Annotated in this window: 22 protein-coding genes; 9 read left to right on the forward strand and 13 right to left on the reverse strand. The window is 63.7% G+C overall.

The window, feature by feature from the left end; translation table 11 throughout:
• The first annotated feature begins 108 nt into the window (after positions 1-108).
• On the forward strand, positions 109-393 hold the full coding sequence (locus ACFSQT_RS35485; protein ID WP_379026739.1) for an SCP2 sterol-binding domain-containing protein: 285 nt from the start codon (positions 109-111) through the stop codon (positions 391-393).
• Between the two features lie 65 nt (positions 394-458).
• Here the strand turns inward: ACFSQT_RS35485 and ACFSQT_RS35490 are convergent, their stop codons facing one another.
• Together ACFSQT_RS35490 and odc2 are read right to left on the reverse strand one after the other, a co-directional pair.
• A complete protein-coding gene (locus tag ACFSQT_RS35490; protein ID WP_379026693.1) occupies positions 459-1049 on the reverse strand; it encodes a GNAT family N-acetyltransferase in 591 nt (196 codons plus the stop codon).
• Between the two features lie 97 nt (positions 1050-1146).
• Positions 1147-2280 (reverse strand): ornithine/lysine decarboxylase, encoded by a 1134-nt coding sequence (gene odc2 / locus ACFSQT_RS35495; protein WP_379026694.1) that lies wholly within the window; start codon positions 2278-2280, stop codon positions 1147-1149.
• A gap of 540 nt (positions 2281-2820) precedes the next feature.
• On the opposite strand from odc2, the gene ACFSQT_RS35500 reads away from it, so the two are divergent.
• From ACFSQT_RS35500 to ACFSQT_RS35515, 4 genes are all read left to right on the forward strand, one after another.
• On the forward strand, positions 2821-4017 hold the full coding sequence (locus ACFSQT_RS35500; protein ID WP_379026695.1) for an amidase: 1197 nt from the start codon (positions 2821-2823) through the stop codon (positions 4015-4017).
• A gap of 2 nt (positions 4018-4019) precedes the next feature.
• Positions 4020-4919 carry a LysR family transcriptional regulator gene (locus ACFSQT_RS35505; RefSeq protein WP_379026696.1) on the forward strand — a complete coding sequence of 300 codons (900 nt, stop codon included), beginning with the start codon at positions 4020-4022 and terminating at the stop codon, positions 4917-4919.
• A 178-nt stretch (positions 4920-5097) separates the two neighbouring features.
• Positions 5098-5766 (forward strand): DUF1007 family protein, encoded by a 669-nt coding sequence (locus ACFSQT_RS35510; protein ID WP_379026697.1) that lies wholly within the window; start codon positions 5098-5100, stop codon positions 5764-5766.
• Positions 5763-6950 (forward strand): nickel/cobalt transporter, encoded by a 1188-nt coding sequence (locus ACFSQT_RS35515; protein WP_379026740.1) that lies wholly within the window; start codon positions 5763-5765, stop codon positions 6948-6950. The genes ACFSQT_RS35510 and ACFSQT_RS35515 overlap by 4 nt, the downstream gene beginning before the upstream one ends.
• 25 nt (positions 6951-6975) lie before the next feature.
• Here ACFSQT_RS35515 and denD read toward each other — a convergent pair whose 3' ends face one another.
• From denD to ACFSQT_RS35535, 4 genes are all read right to left on the reverse strand, one after another.
• The gene (gene denD, locus ACFSQT_RS35520; protein WP_379026698.1) at positions 6976-7953 is read right to left on the reverse strand and encodes a D-erythronate dehydrogenase; all 978 of its coding nucleotides are present in this window, start codon (positions 7951-7953) and stop codon (positions 6976-6978) included.
• A 12-nt stretch (positions 7954-7965) separates the two neighbouring features.
• On the reverse strand, positions 7966-8178 hold the full coding sequence (locus ACFSQT_RS35525; RefSeq protein ID WP_379026699.1) for a hypothetical protein: 213 nt from the start codon (positions 8176-8178) through the stop codon (positions 7966-7968).
• Between the two features lie 83 nt (positions 8179-8261).
• The gene (locus ACFSQT_RS35530; protein ID WP_379026700.1) at positions 8262-9242 is read right to left on the reverse strand and encodes a cation diffusion facilitator family transporter; all 981 of its coding nucleotides are present in this window, start codon (positions 9240-9242) and stop codon (positions 8262-8264) included.
• A 31-nt stretch (positions 9243-9273) separates the two neighbouring features.
• Positions 9274-9960 carry a GNAT family N-acetyltransferase gene (locus ACFSQT_RS35535; RefSeq protein WP_379026701.1) on the reverse strand — a complete coding sequence of 229 codons (687 nt, stop codon included), beginning with the start codon at positions 9958-9960 and terminating at the stop codon, positions 9274-9276.
• 83 nt (positions 9961-10043) lie between these two features.
• Here ACFSQT_RS35535 and ACFSQT_RS35540 point away from each other — a divergent pair, with 83 nt between their 5' ends.
• A complete protein-coding gene (locus tag ACFSQT_RS35540) occupies positions 10044-11228 on the forward strand; it encodes a pyridoxal phosphate-dependent aminotransferase (protein ID WP_379026702.1) in 1185 nt (394 codons plus the stop codon).
• Between the two features lie 5 nt (positions 11229-11233).
• Here ACFSQT_RS35540 and ACFSQT_RS35545 read toward each other — a convergent pair whose 3' ends face one another.
• Both ACFSQT_RS35545 and ACFSQT_RS35550 read right to left on the reverse strand, forming a co-directional pair.
• A complete protein-coding gene (locus ACFSQT_RS35545) occupies positions 11234-11659 on the reverse strand; it encodes an MBL fold metallo-hydrolase (protein ID WP_379026703.1) in 426 nt (141 codons plus the stop codon).
• The gene (locus ACFSQT_RS35550; RefSeq protein WP_379026741.1) at positions 11589-11813 is read right to left on the reverse strand and encodes an MBL fold metallo-hydrolase; all 225 of its coding nucleotides are present in this window, start codon (positions 11811-11813) and stop codon (positions 11589-11591) included. The genes ACFSQT_RS35545 and ACFSQT_RS35550 overlap by 71 nt, the downstream gene beginning before the upstream one ends.
• On the opposite strand from ACFSQT_RS35550, the gene ACFSQT_RS35555 reads away from it, so the two are divergent.
• A complete protein-coding gene (locus tag ACFSQT_RS35555) occupies positions 11727-11909 on the forward strand; it encodes a hypothetical protein (RefSeq protein ID WP_379026744.1) in 183 nt (60 codons plus the stop codon). The two genes, ACFSQT_RS35550 and ACFSQT_RS35555, sit on opposite strands and share 87 nt — an antisense overlap.
• A 113-nt stretch (positions 11910-12022) precedes the next feature.
• Here the strand turns inward: ACFSQT_RS35555 and ACFSQT_RS35560 are convergent, their stop codons facing one another.
• The 3 genes from ACFSQT_RS35560 to ACFSQT_RS35570 all read right to left on the reverse strand — a co-directional run bounded on the left by ACFSQT_RS35560 (position 12023) and on the right by ACFSQT_RS35570 (position 13467).
• Positions 12023-12649, reverse strand: a complete 627-nt coding sequence (locus ACFSQT_RS35560) for an amino acid ABC transporter permease (protein ID WP_379026704.1) — start codon at positions 12647-12649, stop codon at positions 12023-12025.
• Positions 12650-12662: 13 nt separating this feature from the next.
• On the reverse strand, positions 12663-12842 hold the full coding sequence (locus ACFSQT_RS35565) for a hypothetical protein (protein ID WP_379026705.1): 180 nt from the start codon (positions 12840-12842) through the stop codon (positions 12663-12665).
• Between the two features lie 181 nt (positions 12843-13023).
• Entirely contained in the window at positions 13024-13467 is a 444-nt protein-coding gene (locus tag ACFSQT_RS35570; protein ID WP_379026706.1) for a transporter substrate-binding domain-containing protein, read from the reverse strand.
• Positions 13468-13569: 102 nt separating this feature from the next.
• On the opposite strand from ACFSQT_RS35570, the gene ACFSQT_RS35575 reads away from it, so the two are divergent.
• Positions 13570-14499 (forward strand): LysR substrate-binding domain-containing protein, encoded by a 930-nt coding sequence (locus ACFSQT_RS35575; protein WP_379026707.1) that lies wholly within the window; start codon positions 13570-13572, stop codon positions 14497-14499.
• Positions 14500-14558: 59 nt separating this feature from the next.
• Positions 14559-14933, forward strand: a complete 375-nt coding sequence (locus ACFSQT_RS35580; RefSeq protein WP_379026708.1) for a YciI family protein — start codon at positions 14559-14561, stop codon at positions 14931-14933.
• On the opposite strand, the gene ACFSQT_RS35585 is transcribed toward ACFSQT_RS35580, so the two are convergent.
• A complete protein-coding gene (locus ACFSQT_RS35585) occupies positions 14934-15689 on the reverse strand; it encodes an SDR family oxidoreductase (protein WP_379026709.1) in 756 nt (251 codons plus the stop codon).
• A 790-nt stretch (positions 15690-16479) separates the two neighbouring features.
• Positions 16480-16995 carry a hypothetical protein gene (locus ACFSQT_RS35590; protein WP_379026710.1) on the reverse strand — a complete coding sequence of 172 codons (516 nt, stop codon included), beginning with the start codon at positions 16993-16995 and terminating at the stop codon, positions 16480-16482.
• Positions 16996-17334 lie beyond the last annotated feature (339 nt).

A 17334-nucleotide genomic window follows, 5' to 3' on the forward strand; every position in this document is an offset into this window, starting at 1 on the left:
GTCAATGCAAAGCTATATGCGGCAACGACCGTGATCGCGAAAACGCGGCATGGCGACTTAAGCCAGGTCGAGGCGCCGTTGCGCGACCAACCAGACAAGGAGAACAGCGTGAGCGTTCAGGAGATTGCCGAGAAGATCAAGTCGCGCGTTGCAAGCAGCGGGTTCGATCGTTCCGTGAAATTCGACACCGGCAGCGATGGCGTCATCGTCATCGACGGCGCAACCATTTCGACCACCGATGGGCCGGCCGATTGCACCATCAAGCTCTCGCTCGACGATCTGGATTCGCTGATCTCGGGCGACCTGAACCCGACCATGGCGTTCATGACCGGCAAGATAAAGGTCGAAGGCGACATGACCGTCGCCATGGCGCTCAGCCAGTTGATCGGCTGATCGCTTCAGACGCACAAAACGCCGCCCGATGGGCGGCGTTTTGTTTGGACGAAGCTCTTGCGGCCTCAGGCCGCCGACGCCTGCTCCTGCGCCTTCAGCTTGCGCCCCGCCGCCTTCAGCGTGCCCCTGACGTCGTCGAGCGCGCCGTCCACCAGTTCCAGCGCCAACAGGCGGTGCCGCTCATACGGGCCGGGCATGGCGAGCGAACCGGTCCTGGCGGCCGAGAATCCGAAGCGTCCGTAATAGGGCGCGTCGCCGACCAACAGGATCGCCGCGTGGCCGAGACGCGCCGCCTCGGCGATGGCATGGCGCATCAGCGCCGAACCTATGCCGGCACTCTTGAGCGACGGGGCGACGGCGAGCGGGCCAAGCAGCAGCGCCGCCGGACCACCCTCGCCCAATCTGACATCCCACAGCCGCACCGTGCCGGCCACCGCGCCCGACGCGTCGCGGGCGACGAAGGCCAGGCCTTCCGAGGGCCGCCGGCCGCGCCGCAGCTTCTCCGACGATTTCGTCTTGCGCTTCGGCCCCATGGCGTCGTCGAGCAGCGCCTCGCGCGCCACGACGTCGGCCGCGGTTTCGGCGACGATGGCAATCTCCCCCTCGAGGGGGGAGATTGGCCAGGCGCCCTCAACAATGAAATTTGCAATGTCCATTTCCGCAATCCCTAGCGAGCGGAGATCTGTTCCACAGGCGAGCCCGGGTGGACGCCAGACGCCCACCTGGGATGATCTGATCGGCTCTTGCGAGCCGTCAGATCACGTAGGATCGGAGAGGCTCGAAGCCGTTGAAGGCGACCGCCGAGTAGGTGGTCGTGTAGGCGCCGGTGCCTTCGATCAGCACCTCGTCGCCGATGGTCAGCGACAAGGGCAGCGGATAAGGCGTCTTCTCGTACATCACATCGGCCGAATCGCAGGTCGGGCCGGCGAGCACGCAAGGCGCGGTCTCGGTGCCGTCATGCGCGGTGACGATCGGGTAGCGGATCGCCTCGTCCATCGTCTCGGCCAGACCGCCGAACTTGCCGATGTCGAGGAACACCCAGCGCACATTGTCGTTGGCTGCCTTCTTGGAGATCAGCACGACTTCCGACTTGATGACGCCGGCATTGCCGACCATGCCGCGGCCCGGCTCGATGATGGTTTCCGGAATGGCATTGCCGAAATGCTTGCGCAGCGCCGAGAAGATCGCCTGGCCATAGGCCTGTGCCGCCGGCACGTCACGCAGGTAGCGCGTCGGGAAGCCGCCGCCCATATTGACCATCTTGAGCACGATGCCTTCCTCGGCGAGCGTCGCGAACACCGTCTTGGCGTCGGCCAGCGCGCGGTCCCAGGCGGTCAGGTCGGTCTGCTGCGAGCCGACATGGAACGACACGCCATAGGCGTCGAGGCCGAGCCCCTTGGCATGGCGCAGCACGTCGACGGCCATCGCCGGCACGCAGCCGAACTTGCGCGACAGCGGCCATTCGGCGCCCTCGCCGTCGGTGAGCACGCGGCAGAACACGCGCGCGCCGGGAGCGACGCGGGCGATCTTCTCGACCTCTTCGACGCAGTCGACCGCGAACAGGCGAATGCCGAGCTGGTAGGCGCGTGCGACGTCACGCTCCTTCTTGATGGTGTTGCCGAAGGAGATGCGGTCCGCCGGCGCACCGGCGTCCATCGCCATCTCGACTTCGGCAACGGAAGCGGTGTCGAAGGACGAGCCCATCGCAGCAAGCAGGCGCAGGATCTCCGGCGCCGGGTTTGCTTTCACCGCATAGTAGATTTTCGAATCGGGAAGCGCCTTCTCGAAGGCGCGGAAATTGTCGCGCACGACATCGAGGTCGACGACGAGGCAGGGGCCGGTCGGACGTCGGGTGGCAAGGAAGTCAAGGACACGCTGGGTAGCCATCGGGGTCTCTCCATCAGCGCCTTTCGGCGCGCAATAAGGCTGCGGGCCGCGGGCTGTCGGCCTCGCGAACACGCGGTGGACAAAGGCGGGACGGAAATCCATGGAACCAGCCGGTGGAGACCCCGGAACCATGAAACGCCGTCTCGCGGCGGTGAACCTTGGCCTTGCCCGGCCTCGGTTCGCTTTGTCTGCCTTGGCTTGGATGGGAGACCCGTCCGCACTGCCGGCAATGAAGGTGTGCCTCTTCAGTAACCCCGGTCTTTGGACAACCGGCAGAACACCAGAAAGGCCCGCACCGTCGTTGCTTCAAGGTGTCCTCGGTCTGGCGGTTGGCCGCTAAACCGACTGGAGGGGTTGGCTCCAGTTACCTTACCGATTTCCCTCACCATTCGAGGATCGGCGGACACCCACAGGCACGTGCGACTTTGGGCAAGCGCGATATAAGAGCGTACGCTTTCACAATCAATAAAAATCGCATCCAAGGTTGTAAAATTTCTGGCATCGAACAATGTTGGTGCAATCGTATGCGGATATCGAACGATGACAGGCACGCACGGCCCCCTCAACGCCTTTCTCGATGTTCGCCAGATGCCGGTGGCACATGCCGAACTCGGACCGCTGGCCGGCTTGCGGCTGGCCGTCAAGGACATCTACGACGTTGCCGGCTACCGCACCGGTTGCGGCAATTTGCGGAAGTTCGCCGAAAGCCATGCCGCCTCGCGCACCGCGCCAGCCGTGCAGATGATTCTCGATGCCGGCGCGCGCTTCGTCGGCAAGACCCAGACCGACGAGCTTGCCTTCGCGCTGTTCGGTCAGAATGCGCATTTCTCGTTTCCCGTGAACCCGGCAGCGCCCGACCGCGTCACCGGCGGCTCGTCGTCGGGGTCGGCGGCGGCGGTGGCGGGTGGGCTGGCCGATATCGCCACCGGCTCCGACACCGGCGGCTCGATCCGCGCGCCGGCGAGCTTTTGCGGACTGATCGGGCTGCGCACCACGCATGGCCGGATTTCGCTCGACGGCGCGATGAAGCTGGCGCCAAGTTTCGACACGTTCGGCTGGTTCGCCGACGATATCGAGACCTACGAAACCGTCGGCAAGCTGCTGCTTGGCCGCGACCCGCACCAGCACACGTTGGACCGGCCGCTGTCGCTGGACTGGCTGGACGAGCTGGTCGCCCGCCCGGCGCTTGCCGAATATGCCGCAATGAAGGCACTGGCGAGCGCGGTTTTCGGCACGCCGGCGACGCCGGCAGCGCCCTTCACCTCGTCTCCGGATGAACTCTACTGGTGTTTTCGCCGGCTGCAGGCCAAGGAGGCCTGGGCTGTGCATGGCGCATGGATCACCAGTGGCGAGCGCGACCTCGGCCCCGGTGTCGACGAGCGTTTCGGCTTTGGCCGTGCGGTCGACGCTCCGACAGCGCAGGCAGAAGCGGTGCGCCGACAGACCTTTCGCGCCGAACTGAGCGCCCTGCTCGGCAGGGACGGCTTCCTTGTCCTGCCGACGGTGCCGGGCCCGGCACCCTATGTGGACAGCACGCCGGAGCAATTCCAGGCCTATCGCGAGCGGGCGCTGCAGCTTCTGTGCCTCGCCGGCCTGTCGGGTTTTCCGCAAATCACCTTGCCCATCGGCTCGGTCGCCGGCGCCCCGTTCGGTCTGTCGCTGCTTGGCCCTTCCGGCAGCGACATTGCCCTGATACGGCTCGGCCGGAAACTTCTCGACGCGGCACGAAAGGCCTGACCATGGACACACTGACCCGCATGCGCGCCTTCATCGATGTGGTCGAGGCCGAGGGCTTTTCGGCGGCGGCGCGCAAGATCGGCCGCTCCAAGGCATTGCTGTCGAAATATGTGCGCGAGCTGGAGGACGAACTCGGCGCGCTGCTCTTGAACCGCACCACAAGGCAGTTCTCGATGACCGAGGCCGGCCACACCTATTACCGGCGTGCCTCCGAGATCGTGCGTGAGGTCGACAGCCTGGCCGACGCCGTGCGCGAATCCTCCGGCGACGTGCGCGGCCGGATCAAGCTGTCGGCGCCGCGCACCTTCGCCGACGCGCCGGTCGGCCAGTCGCTGATCGACTTCGCCAAGCAACATCCCGAGATCGTGCTCGACATCCAGCTCGACGACCGCTTCGTCGACCTCGTGGAGGAAGGCTTCGATCTCGCGGTGCGCATTTCGCGGCTGGAGAACTCGTCGCTGATCGCCAGGCGGCTGGCGCCGTTTTCGATAAAGCTCTGCGCTTCTCCCGAACTGATCGCCAGGCATGGCACGCCGACACGGCCGCAGGATCTCGGCCGCATGCCCTGCATCGTCGACACCAATGGCCGCGGACTGAACAACTGGCCGTTCAAGGGTGACAATGGCGATCCGGTGAGCGTCGCGGTGTCGGGTCCAATCGAGGTCAACAGCCCGATGACGGCGCGGGCCGCGGCCGTGGCGGGACTCGGATTTTCCGTCCTGCCGGATTTCATCGCCGCGCCCGACCTCGCGAGCGGCCGGCTGGTGACGGTGATGGATGACCGCATCCTGTCGGGCGGCGGCATTTTTGCCGTCTACCCGCATCGCCGCTATCTGCCGGCGAAAGTGCGCGTCTTCGTCGACTTCCTGGTGCAGTGGTTCAGGACGCGTGAGGCCGCCTGATCGGTTTCAGCCGTCAAAGCGCATCGCGCCGCGACGCGCCTTGGGCTTTTGTCGATTGGGTGTCGCTGTTGCTAGACCGCTGCCCGCTTTTGGGCGACACCTACCAGCGGTCCCAATTTCGCCCCCTTTCTGGTAACTGTCGAATATCTCTCCGAGGACGATGGAATCGCGACCGAGAATGCACCTGAAACGGCACGCAATCATGCTGGCTTCGGCCTTGGCGGCGACCTTTGTCGCCACCGGACCGGCTTACGTGCATCCCCACGTCTTCGCCGAGGCTCGCCTCGACGTGATCCTCTCCCCGGATCACCAAAGTGTGAAGGCGCTGCGTCATCTCTGGCGCTTCGACGATCTGTTTTCCTCGACGGTGATGATGGAGTTCGACAAGAACTCCGACCTGAAGCTCGACGACAAGGAGCTGAAGGAAGTCGCCGACACCGTCCATGCCTCGCTGGCCGAGTTCAATTACTTCCAGCTCGTCACCGTCGACGGCAAGGACGTGGCGATGACGCCACCGCCGCATCTGATGGCCAATTTCGACAATGACCAGCTGATCATCCTGTTCGAGTCCGAGCCGAAAGTGCCGATCAAGCTCGCCGGCAAGATCGACATCGGCGTCTACGATCCGACCTTCTACACGGCGATCGACTTCACCGAGGACCGCAACATCACGGTTGAAGGCTTGCCGTCGAATTGCACCAGCAAGGTGGTCCGTCCGGACCCGGACGAGGCGATCAAAGAGAACCAGAAGACCCTGACGGACGCTTTCTTCAACGATCCGACAGGCACCGACATGAGCAAGATCTTCGCCACCAAGCTTGAACTGAACTGTCAGCCAGAAGGATAGATCCGGTGACGAAACCGTCCCTGCGTTTGGCATTCGGCCTGTTGGCCATCACCTTCGCGATGATGCATTTCGCCAACGTCGCCCATGCCCAGAGTTCGCTCGGCATCGGCGTCAATGACGGCATGGCGCCCACCACCGGCCCGTTCGCCCACATGCTGATGTGGATCAACCTGAGGCAGCAGGAGTTCTATCGCGCGCTGGCGATGGCGATGAAAGCGATGCGCCAGGACAACAGCAAGCTCTGGGTGCTTATCGGCCTGTCCTTTGCCTATGGCATTTTCCACGCCGCCGGTCCCGGCCACGGCAAGGCGGTGATCTCGTCCTACATGGTGGCCAACGAAGTGGCGCTGCGGCGCGGCATCCTTTTGTCCTTCGTCTCGGCACTGCTGCAGGGCCTGACGGCGGTCGCGGTGATGGCGGTCGCTTATTTCGTCCTGCGCGGCACCGCCGTCTCGATGACCGACGCGGCCTGGTTCATGGAGATCATGAGCTTTGTCTTCGTCACCCTGTTTGGCGCCTGGCTGCTGTGGCGCAAGCTCGGCCCGTCCGTCCTGCGCCTGTTCGGCAGAGGGCCCGCCTACAGCCTGTCGGCGGCTCATGCCGGGCATTCGCATGCAGGCCATTCGCATGGTGGTCATTCGCATGCCGGCCACTCGCATGCTGCCCATGACCATTCGGCGCATGCCCATTCGCACGCCCTGCACGCGCATGACGATCACGACCATACGCATGGCCATTCGCACGATCATCACGACCACGGCGCGCACGATCATGGCGCACACGATCACGCGGCGGGTGAAGTCTGCGAGACCTGCGGCCATTCGCATGCGCCCGATCCGGCGCTGCTGTCGGGCGACCGCTTCGACTGGCGCACCGCGTGGACGGCGGTGGCGGCGGTCGGCATCCGCCCCTGCTCCGGCGCGCTGATCGTGCTCAGCTTCGCACTTCTCAACGGGCTCTGGCTCGGCGGCCTGCTGTCGGTGCTAGCGATGTCGCTGGGCACCGCGATCACCGTCTCGGCCCTGGCGACGCTTGCGGTGACCGCCAAGAACTGGGCGGTGTATTTCGCCGGCGACGGCCGCATGGGCAACCGCATCCACTCGATCGTCGAGATCGGTGGCGCGGCGTTCGTCTTCCTGTTTGGGCTGTTGCTGCTGTCGGCGAGCCTGGCGACCGGCGGATGATTTTGCGCGTCGCGACGCTCCGCGTTTAACCCGCGAGCTTGCCGCCCAGCTCATCCTCGATATGCGCCCGGATGATCTCGTCAAAGCTCTTTTCGGCGCTGAAGCCAAGCTCCCTTGACCGCCGCGCCTCGAACCGCGTCGGCCAGCCCTTGACGATCGCCCAGATCGTCTCGTCCGGCTCCTCGCGGATCAGCTTCACCACCTTGCCGCCGGCGATGCGCTCCAGCGCCTCGATCTGCTCGCCGACGGTGACGGCGACGCCGGGCATCGTCAAATTGCGGCGCGGCCCGACGGCATTGCCGTCGATCTCCGCCGCATGGATCAGGAAATTGACCGCCGAGCGTGGGCTGGCATGGGTGTGCATGACCGAGCGCGGCACCGGCAGGATCGCCTCGTGGCCGCTCAATGGCTCGCGGATGATGCCGGAGAAGAAGCCGGAGGCTGCCTTGTTCGGCTTGCCTGGCCGTACGCAGATGGTCGGCAACCGGATGCCGATGCCGTCGAAGAAGCCGCGCCTGGAATAGTCGGCGAGCAGCGCTTCGCTCATCTGCTTCTGCGTGCCGTAGGAGGTCAGCGGCGTCGGATGGAAGTCATCCGGTATGACATCGGGGAACGGCGCGCCGAACACCGCGATTGACGAGGTGAAGACGACGCGCGGCGCAAAGCCCGCTAGCCGGATGGCATCGAACAGGGCGCGAGTGCCGTCGAGATTGACGCGGTAGCCGAGATCGAAATTCGCCTCTGCCTCGCCGGACACGATACCGGCGAGATGAAAGACGACATCGGGACGCGATGCGACCAGGCGCTCAGTAGCCCCCGCCTCGGCGAGATCACCGGTGTGGAGGGTGACGCTGACGCCGTCCATGCCAGGTGCCTGCGGCGGCACGATGTCGTGCAGGTCAAGTGCTGCGATCTTGTGGCCGCGCAGCGTGCCGTCCTTGGCCAGCCGGGCGATGAGCTTGCGGCCGACCATGCCCGCGGCGCCTGTGATCAGAATGCGCATGTCGAAGAACCTCTACTTGCCCTGGTTTTTGCGCTGGTTGCGGCCCCGCAGCCAGAACACCGAGAAAAACGCCAGCACGAAGACGATGCCAAAGGCACCGGCCAGCACGGTCGAAATGCCGCCAAGTGCCAGCATCACGGTCGGCAGATAGAAGGCGGCGATGCCGAACAGTAGCATGATCCACGCCGCGGCGATGGCCGCATTCCTGGTGTCGCGGTCCATCACGCGGCACCTGGGCAGCGGGTGTTCATCAAGCTGGTTTTCAAGGCTTTGGGACTCCTGAAGCAGGACCAATCGATATCAATCGATCAGGCCTGGTGATGGTGTTCGTGATGCTGGGCCGCATCATGCTCGTGATCATGATCGTGATCTTCGCCATCGTCGGCGCACTCTCCGAATTCCGATTCCACGGTGGCATGACTGATGCCATGCGCGCTGGCAAGCCGCTTCTTGATGGCGCTGACCGCCCGATGCGCATCGACGCCTTCGTCGAGACAGGCATGCAGCGTTGCCATGTTGTTTGTCCCGTCAAGCGACCAGACATGCATGTGGTGCACTTCGCGCACCCCCTGGATCGTCGCCTCGATATCCCTGGCGATCAGATCGCGATCGAGCGTTGGCGGCACGCCTTCGAGCAGGACATGGGCGGCGGCGCGCATCAGCGACCATGCTGTAGACAGGATCAGCAGCGAGACCAGGACCGACAGGATCGGGTCGATCGGCGTCCAGCCGGTCGCCAGGATGACCAGCGCGGCGACGATCGCCGCCGCCGAGCCGAGCAGGTCGCCGAGCACATGCAGGATGGCGCCGCGCATGTTCAGGCTCTCGCGGTCGCCGCCATGCAGCACGAAGAAGGAACCGATATTGACCAGCAGGCCAAGGATCGCCACGACCAACATCGGTCCGCCAAGTACCAGGGCCGGCGCCCGCAGGCGCGCCCACGCCTCGTAGACGATCCACAGCGCGATGACGAAGATGGCGATGCCGTTGGTGTAGGCCACCAGTGTCTTGACCCTGCCGAAGCCATAGGTGAGACGGCCGGTCGCCGGGCGTCCCGCAAGATGAAACGCATACCAGGCAAGGCCGAGCGCGATCGCATCGGCAAGCATATGGCCGGCATCGGCCAGCAGCGCCAGCGACCCGGTGAAGAGGCCGCCGAGCGCTTCGGCGACCATGAAGCCGCCGGTCAGCCAGGCGGCGATCAGGACGCGTTTCTTGTCGGTCGAGCCGTGCACATGGCCGGGACCGTGATCGTGCCCGCCATGCTCGTCGGAATGGGTATGCGCCAATGACGAACTCCCGTTACGCGCCGAATTCAGCTCACGCGCCGAACTCCGCGCGAAATTCCTCAAGCCGTCGCTTCTGTTGGCCGTCGCCATCGAAATTGGCCGGATCGAGCCACGCTTCATAGGCTTTGCGTAAGGCCGGCCACTCCTTGTCGATGATCGAATACCATGCCGTATCGCGGTTTTCACCCTTGACGATGAGATGCTGGCGGAAAATGCCTTCGAACTTGAAGCCGAACCGCTCGGCCGCCCGCTTCGATGGCTCGTTGCGGTTGTTGCATTTCCATTCGTAGCGGCGATAGCCGAGCTCGTCGAAGATGTATTTCATGAACAGGAACTGCGCCTCGGTCGCCCCCGGCTTGCGCGAGATGAGCGGTCCCCAATAGATGTTGCCGATCTCGATGACGCCATGGGCAGGATCGATACGCATCAGCGTCTGGCGTCCCGCGACCTTGCCGCTGGCCTTGTCGATGACGGTGAAGAACAGCGGATCCTCGCTGGCTTCCACCTTGTCCAGCCATGGCTGGAAGGCGGCGCGGGTCTCGGGCGGATAATCGGGCAGCCAGGCGAAGCGGCCGTCGATGTCGGACACGGAGGACGCTTCGTAGAGCCCGTCGCCGTGTTTTGCGGCACTCAGCGGTTCAAGCCGGACGGTGCGGCCATCGATGGCCTTACGCTCGGGCCGCGGACGCGGTTGCCAATCTTTGAGATTTTCCGACACCGAAAACTCCAATCCGTTTGACTTTTGCCAGCCGAAGCTCACAAAAACGCACGCCAACAGTAAGAACCACACGGACGGGAAAAATGCTCCACACGATTTCGGCCTTCGACCGTCTCGGCGAGGAAAACGCGTTCGCGGTGCTCGCGAGGGCGACAGCACTTGCCCAACAAGGCCGCGACATCGTCAATCTCGGCATCGGCCAGCCCGACTTCAAGACGCCGCAGCACATCGTCGAAGCGGCGATCAAGGCGCTGCGCGACGGCCACCATGGCTACACGCCGGCCAACGGCCTGCTGGCAACGCGCGCGGCGGTGGTGCGCCGTACGCTGACCACCACCGGCGTCGAGGTGTCGCCGGAAGCGGTGATGATCCTGCCCGGCGGCAAGCCGACCATGTTCGCCGCGATCCTGATGTTCGGCGAGCCGGGCGCCGAGATCCTCTATCCCGATCCCGGCTTCCCCATTTACCGCTCGATGATCGAGTTCACCGGCGCCGCGCCGATCCCGGTGCCGATGCGCGAGGAAAACGGCTTTGCCTTCTCGGCCGAGGAAACGCTGGCGCTGATCACCTCGAAGACCAGGCTGTTGATCCTCAACTCGCCGGCTAACCCGACCGGCGGCGTCACCGCGCGGAGCGAAATCGCCAAGCTCGTGAAGGGACTGGAGAAGCACCCCGACGTCGCCATCCTCTCCGACGAGATCTACGACGTCATGACCTATGACGGCGAGACGCATTGCTCGCTGCTTGGCTTTCCCGAGATCCGCGACCGGCTGATCGTGCTCAACGGCTGGTCGAAGACCTGGGCGATGACCGGCTGGCGGATGGGCTGGTCGATCTGGCCGAATGGCGACAAGGGCGCGCATCTCTACGACAAGGTGCGCAAGCTGGCGGTCAATTGCTGGTCCTGCGTCAACGCGCCGAGCCAGTTCGCCGGCATCGCGGCCATCGACGGCCCGCAGGATGACGTCGACAAAATGATGCGCGCCTTCGACCGCCGCCGGAAGGTCGTGGTCGAGGGGCTGAACGCTTTGCCCAATATTTCCTGCATCACGCCAAAGGGCGCGTTCTATGCCTTCCCCAACGTGTCGAAGACCGGCTGGAAGGCAAAGAAGCTTGCCTCGGCCCTGCTTGACGAGGCCGGCGTGGCGCTGATCGGCGGTCCCGATTTCGGCATTCTCGGCGAAGGCTATATCAGGCTCTCCTACGCCAACTCCGAGGAGAACATTTTGCGAGCACTGGAGCGGATCGGAACGTTTCTGGCGAAGTGAGGCTCTCAGCCCGCGCTGTCGAGGTAGGTTCTTGCTATCGCTCGCAGCTCGATCTGGTCGATCGTTTCGCCATGTCCGCAAAAGGCGCGGCTGAATTCGATCTGCAAAAGCCGCTGCATGGTTTGCCGATAGGCCAGCGCATCCGAACCCGGAAGGTCGTCGATCAACCGTCCGCGGTAGATCGCATCGCCGGCCAGGAGGTCGCCGTTTCTTTCGTCGAGAAGCCCGATCGACCCCGGCGAATGACCTGGGAGATGGATGACGTGGAACGACCTGTCGCCTGTCTCGATCATGTCACCCTCATCCAGAATCCGGGCCAGCGGGGCCGGGCTAAGCCGGAAACGCTGCGGCGACCACGCCTCATTCGGTGACCTGCCGACGGCCTGCGGCTGCGCACGAAACAGATGCGCCAATGTGTGCTCGTCCGCCATGTCTTCGAAGAAGGCTGCCTCCGCGCGATGACCGGCCCCTTGTCTCGAACTCGCTCAGGCCGCCGACATGATCGACATGGATGTGCGTTGCAACGGCCACCACCGGCTTGCCATGCGGCAGGCCCAGCACCGGCCTGAGCGGCACAAGTCCCATCCCGGCATCGATGACGAGATCGACATCGCGCCCGCGGACATGAAAGATATTGCTTCTGAAATAGTGATGGACGTGCGGGCTCCCATAGCCGCGTGATGCCCTGCCCCAGAGTCTCTCGAGAAAACCAGTCGGAAGCCTCACGGGGCACAGCGGACGACATCAACGATGTCCCCGCGACAACATGCGCTCGACCTTCATCTGGAAGACGGTCAGAACCGAAACCATCGACAGGTAGTGATCAGCGCGGCGCCATACCATTCCAGGAAACGGAAGCTGGTGGCGATCGCGAACTGGGTGACGGTCATGAGTTCCTTCAGGGAGATGACGGTCGCCAGCGAGGTCGCCTTCAGCAACGAAATGAACTCGTTGACCAGGGACGGCAGCACGACGCGAAGCGCCTGTGGCAGGATGATCAGGAAGAATATCTGGCCCCGGTGCAAGCCAAGGGCCGCCGCCCCTTCCGATTGCCCCTTGCCGACGGATGCGTAGGAACTGCGGAGGATCTCGGTCAGGTAGGCGATCTGGATCAGCGTCAGGGCGAGAAACGCCGCGACGAACGGCGTGAACCAGTCCGAGCGCAAGACCGCCGATATCTGCGGCAGCCCGTTCCAGACGAACAGCAGCACTAGCAGCGCCGGCGCACCGCGAAAAAGCCAGACAAAGGCGGCGATCGACAGGCGGATCCAACGCCGCTTCGACGTGGCCAGCGCCGCCGTTGCCAGGGATACCGCCAGGGCGACGGCCATCACGAGAACCGAAAGGGCCAGGGTCAGCAAAGCCCCCTTGGCGAGGGGCCAGCCGAACAGCGCCGACAGGAAGAGCTTGTGGTCGAACACGGCAGCCCTTCCCTCAATCGGTCGTGTGCTTGACGTCGGTGGCGGTCTCGGGAAGATTCCACTTCTGCAGCAGGGTCTTCATCTCGCCGCTGGTCTGCAGCGCCTCGATGGCTTTCACCAATGCCTCGCGGTTGTCGCCACCCTTTCTCAGATAGAGTCCATAGGTTTCACCGTCGCCGTAGTTGTACGGCACCTGCAATCGCCCTGGCATCTGCTTGATGCGGAATGCCGCCGTTGTGTCCTGGGTGATCGTCGCCGCGGCCCGGCCGACGAGAATCTGCTCGATGACGGCGGAAGCGGAAGGGTAGGTCTGTATCTGCGCGGGCGCCTTGCCGGCTTTCGCCAGATCGGCGTTCAGGTCCGCGGCCGTCTTTTCATAGGTGGTGCCCGCCGAGCGGCGACTTGGTCTCGGAATCCGAAGTGGCCGTCACCATCACGACATTCGAGACAAAGTAAGGAACGGCGTCATAGGCTTTGAGGCGCTCCTTGGTCACCATGATGCCGCTTGCAACGAGATCGCAGCGCTCGGCGCCCAGGGATGGCAAGAGTCCTTTGAAGTCGCCGACCACATACTTGCTGGTGCCACCCCACTGCTTGGCGATCGCATCGACGACATCGACTTCGAAACCGACAAGCTTCTCGTCCCCGGGATTGGCGTAGTACTGCATCGGTGGGAAGTCGCCACCCGTGCAGACACTCAGCACACCCTCGCGCACGAGACTTGTTTCGGCAGCCTGCGCCGTCGTGGCGGAAAGCCCGGCGACGATCATCCCGCCAAGGGCGAGTCTGGCTGCGGCAGAAATCGGCGTGTGAAACATATCGCGGTCCCCATTTGTTTTTTGTCATGGCTGGCCCGGATGGGCAGCGCGGGGACGTTATGTTGCAAGTTTTCTGCAAACAAGCTAAATCTTTAGAGGAAAATGAATGCAGTTTTTCTAAACTGTTTGGATCAAATGGCGCTCCCGTCCTTTCATTCGCTCCGTGCCTTCGAAAGCGTATCGCGGCTCGGCAACATCGCGGCGGCGGCCGCCGAATTGCATGTGACGTCGGGCGCCATCAGCCAGCAATTGCGCGCGTTGCAACTATCGCTCGGCCTCGACCTGTTCGAGAAGCGCGGTCGCCGGCTCGTGCTGACGGAGCGCGGGGCCGCGCTGCAGAAGAGCGTGGGCATAGCCATGCAGCAGATATCGGGATCGATCCGCGAAATATCGGCGGATGCCTACAGCACAGCCGCCAAGGCGACCCTGACTGTGTCGGTGCCCTCGGTTTTCGGTACGACGTGGCTGGCAGCTCGGATTTTTCGGTTTCTCGATGCGAACCCCGACATTCGTATGCAGATGCGCACGGCGGTGGACTTCGAGGAGGTGGACTGGCGGGACGTCGATGTCGCCATCGTCTATGGAAACCCACCCTGGGCCGGATTCTGGTGGCGGATACTGCACAGCATCCATGCGTCACCGGTGTGCAGCCCGCAATTGCTGCGCGGGCCAAACGGCATCCGCGAGCCGCGCGACGTCCTGCACCACCGCCTGCTCCACGAAGACGATGGCGACCAGTGGAGGCGCTGGTTAACGGAGGCGCGGGTGCCGCACACCGTGCAGTCCGATATCTATTTCGACAACTTCGCCATGGTGCTTCAGGCCGCGCGAGACGGTCATGGTGTGGCCCTCACAAACGATATCATTTCATTCAGGGACCTCGACGAGGGCCGTCTCGTTCAACCCTTGGCGCTCGGTATCGCGTCAGCCCGAAGCTACTACTGCATATGCCATGAGGAAGGTCTGGCAAATCCGGTTATCGCCCGGTTTGTCGACTGGTTGGTCGATCAGGCGTCGCGGTCGTCAGGCTGACACCGATATGCTACGCAGGCCATCGGTTCTGTTCATCACCGGAGAAACGGTGACATCGGATGTTCTATGCAATCCTCGCCTATCACGTCGAAGATGCGATCAAGGCGCTGACGCCGCGGGAAGATGCGGCGCTGATGGCCGACCTGCTCAAGATAAACGATCGGCTCTACGCCGACGACAGCCTTGGCCCGTCGGCACGGTTGGGCGCGACCCAATCGGCCGTCACCTTGCGCGGGCCTGGCGATGGAACCGTCATTGACGGGCCGTTCGCCGAGACCAAGGAACAGCTTCTTGGCCTTTACGTCGTCGATTGCGCCACCCGGGACGATGCGATCGCCATTGCGCGTGACCTGCGCCGCGTCAATCCGACCGCCGTCTACGAGATCCGCCCGATCGCGCTCTACCTTCCCGGCGTGCCGTTGCAGGGGAAATGATCACCCACGCCCGACGAACGGCATCTTGGTGGCCATCACCGTCATGAACAGCACATTGGCGTCGAGCGGCAGGCTGGCCATGTGGACGACGGCGTCGGCGACGTGCTCGACGTCCATCACCGCTTCGGCGGCGATCGAGCCGTTGGCCTGCGGCACGCCGACCGTCATCGGCTGCGCCATGTCGGTCAGCGCGTTGCCGATGTCGATCTGGCCGCAGGCGATGTCATAAGGCCGGCCGTCGAGCGCCAGCGTCTTGGTCAACCCGGTGATGGCATGCTTGGTCGCCGTATAGGGCACCGACCCGGGGCGTGGCGCATAGGCCGATACCGAACCGTTGTTGATGATGCGGCCACCCATCGGCCGCTGCTTGCGCATGGCACCGAAGGCGGCGCGGGCGCACAGGAACGAACCGGTGAGATTGACGCCGACAATATCGTTCCACACCTCGACCGGGATCTCGTCGATCGGCGTCGATTTGTAGCCCATGCCGGCATTGTTGAAGAGCAGGTCGACGCGGCCGAAAGCCTCCGCAACCGTCTCGAACAGATCATCGACCTCGCCGGCCTTGCTGATGTCGCAGGCAACCGCCAATGCCTTGGCCTCGGTCGGCCCGGCCTCGGCGACGGCGGCATCCAGCACGGATTTGCGGCGACCGCAGAACACCGTGTTCCAGCCGGCCTTGAGCAGCGCCGTGGCGACGCTCTTGCCGATGCCCGTGCCGGCGCCGGTGACAATGGCGGTTCTTTGATCGGTCATGGCTGTTGTCCTCCGACAGTGCTGCGTGTGCTCGACTGATTTTCGGGGTTTGGTTCAGGAAGAGAAGGCATCGCAAATGACAGCTGCGATGGCAAGCGAGACCACCAGAGCCTGGTCCCGAAAGTGGAGCTGATAGGTCCCGACAAAAAGGGCGGTCATTGGCGACCGCCCTGATCTGAACCGGGCTTGGGAGGAGGAAAGCCGGTCCGACTGTCTAGAATCATGCGCTTCCTGAGTTAACGGAAGGTTAACCCCGGAAAGGCTGCCTCTGCCGATTTGGCTTAGGGTCAGGACCCTAAAACCGACGTTTAAGCCGTCGATTACTTGGCCAATGTTGCCACCGGTCTAATCTAATGCCAGCTGGCGACATGATCATCGTGCGCTATGCGGACGATGTGGTGGTCGGCTTCGAGCGAGAGGAGGACGCGGTGAACCTCTGGCGGCGGGCGCTCCAGTCCGCTCCTTGGCAATATCTACTTGCACTACGTTCTCGACCTGTGGGCCAAGCGCTGGCGACAGCGCGAGTCATGACGGCTGACTCACGGGCTTTCGTTGGGGGACGTTTCGTGATTCATCGTGAGGAACCGAGGGAGGTTCTTCAGGCGGTGACGCTGCGCGAGGATTTGTCGGCTGGACAGCTGCGCGAGCTGGCCGGGCGCAGCGGTGATGCCAATCAGACCCGGCGCCTTCTGGCGCTTTCCGCGATCTATGACGGCGGCCGGAGGGCTCCCCGCCCTCCGGCCGCCGGCGCGTCGTCACCGCAAGTAGGCCTCGCCCGCCCACGTCGGACTCAGGGCGTGACCTCGAAGTGGGTCCACATTCCCATAACGTAGTGGCCTGCAAGGTTGCACACCAGCATGTAGGTGCCGGGCTTCAGCCGCAGCGTGACCTTGCCGCTGGCGCCGGGATCGAGTTCGGAGACTTCGCCGATCGCGCCGGCCGCGTCCTCATCGATGCGCATCTCGTTCTTGATGTAGGGCGCGTCCTGTTCACCCGAAGCCATCGGCATGACGATCATCTCGTGGATAAAGTCGCGCGACGTGTTGGCGACCTCGAACGTAACGTCGCCCGCCTTTATGCTCGGAAGGTCGGTGACGACTCCCATGGTCGCATTGACCGGGTCGGGCTTGCCCGACATCGCCATGCCCATGCCTTTGACCTTTTCGATGTTGTCCATCGAGTTCGGCCCCATGTCCCACAGGAACACCTTGATCACGGGCACGTGCAGGTCGGCCCACGCCGGACCGGACAGGCCGAGCGGCACCAGCGCCGCCGCGCCAAAGAGCGATCTTCTCGTCAAAGTCATCGTATAGCCTCCTCACTGCGGAATCAGGTTTCCGGTTCCGGGAACGTGGCGGTTTTCGATCGGCGTGACTTTGATCTGGATCAGTTTCCCGACGCTACAGCGCAGAAATCCCGCCTTTCGATCCCCATCAGAGTCACCTTGGCGGCGCAGGCGCATGCCGGTCTTGACAGGTGGCCGGGAGGCAGTGTCCCAGGCTACCGCAAAAGGGCGTCGTCCCCAGGCCGCATTTCGAAACGATTCCTAAGACTAAGGTCGCGTGCCTGACCAGACGCCGAGGGACTCTTTCAACAATATCAGCTCGAAGCCGTCATTTGACGCTTTCACTCGGTTTATGGGTCC

Source organism: Mesorhizobium calcicola (genome assembly GCF_042682105.1).
Classification (GTDB): Bacteria; Pseudomonadota; Alphaproteobacteria; order Rhizobiales; family Rhizobiaceae; genus Mesorhizobium; species Mesorhizobium calcicola.

Bases quoted from the DNA above. Each gene is read 5' to 3' on its own strand.
- ACFSQT_RS35490 (WP_379026693.1), bottom strand. From the start codon at position 1,049: ATGGACATTGCAAATTTCATTGTTGAGGGCGCCTGGCCAATCTCCCCC.
- odc2 (WP_379026694.1), bottom strand. From the start codon at position 2,280: ATGGCTACCCAGCGTGTCCTTGACTTCCTTGCCACCCGACGTCCGACC.
- ACFSQT_RS35500 (WP_379026695.1), top strand. From the start codon at position 2,821: ATGACAGGCACGCACGGCCCCCTCAACGCCTTTCTCGATGTTCGCCAG.
- ACFSQT_RS35505 (WP_379026696.1), top strand. From the start codon at position 4,020: ATGGACACACTGACCCGCATGCGCGCCTTCATCGATGTGGTCGAGGCC.
- ACFSQT_RS35510 (WP_379026697.1), top strand. From the start codon at position 5,098: ATGCACCTGAAACGGCACGCAATCATGCTGGCTTCGGCCTTGGCGGCG.
- denD (WP_379026698.1), bottom strand. From the start codon at position 7,953: ATGCGCATTCTGATCACAGGCGCCGCGGGCATGGTCGGCCGCAAGCTC.
- ACFSQT_RS35540 (WP_379026702.1), top strand. From the start codon at position 10,044: ATGCTCCACACGATTTCGGCCTTCGACCGTCTCGGCGAGGAAAACGCG.
- ACFSQT_RS35545 (WP_379026703.1), bottom strand. From the start codon at position 11,659: ATGGCGGACGAGCACACATTGGCGCATCTGTTTCGTGCGCAGCCGCAG.
- ACFSQT_RS35555 (WP_379026744.1), top strand. From the start codon at position 11,727: ATGATCGACATGGATGTGCGTTGCAACGGCCACCACCGGCTTGCCATG.
- ACFSQT_RS35550 (WP_379026741.1), bottom strand. From the start codon at position 11,813: ATGGGACTTGTGCCGCTCAGGCCGGTGCTGGGCCTGCCGCATGGCAAG.
- ACFSQT_RS35570 (WP_379026706.1), bottom strand. From the start codon at position 13,467: ATGTTTCACACGCCGATTTCTGCCGCAGCCAGACTCGCCCTTGGCGGG.
- ACFSQT_RS35575 (WP_379026707.1), top strand. From the start codon at position 13,570: ATGAATGCAGTTTTTCTAAACTGTTTGGATCAAATGGCGCTCCCGTCC.
- ACFSQT_RS35580 (WP_379026708.1), top strand. From the start codon at position 14,559: ATGTTCTATGCAATCCTCGCCTATCACGTCGAAGATGCGATCAAGGCG.
- ACFSQT_RS35585 (WP_379026709.1), bottom strand. From the start codon at position 15,689: ATGACCGATCAAAGAACCGCCATTGTCACCGGCGCCGGCACGGGCATC.
- ACFSQT_RS35590 (WP_379026710.1), bottom strand. From the start codon at position 16,995: ATGACTTTGACGAGAAGATCGCTCTTTGGCGCGGCGGCGCTGGTGCCG.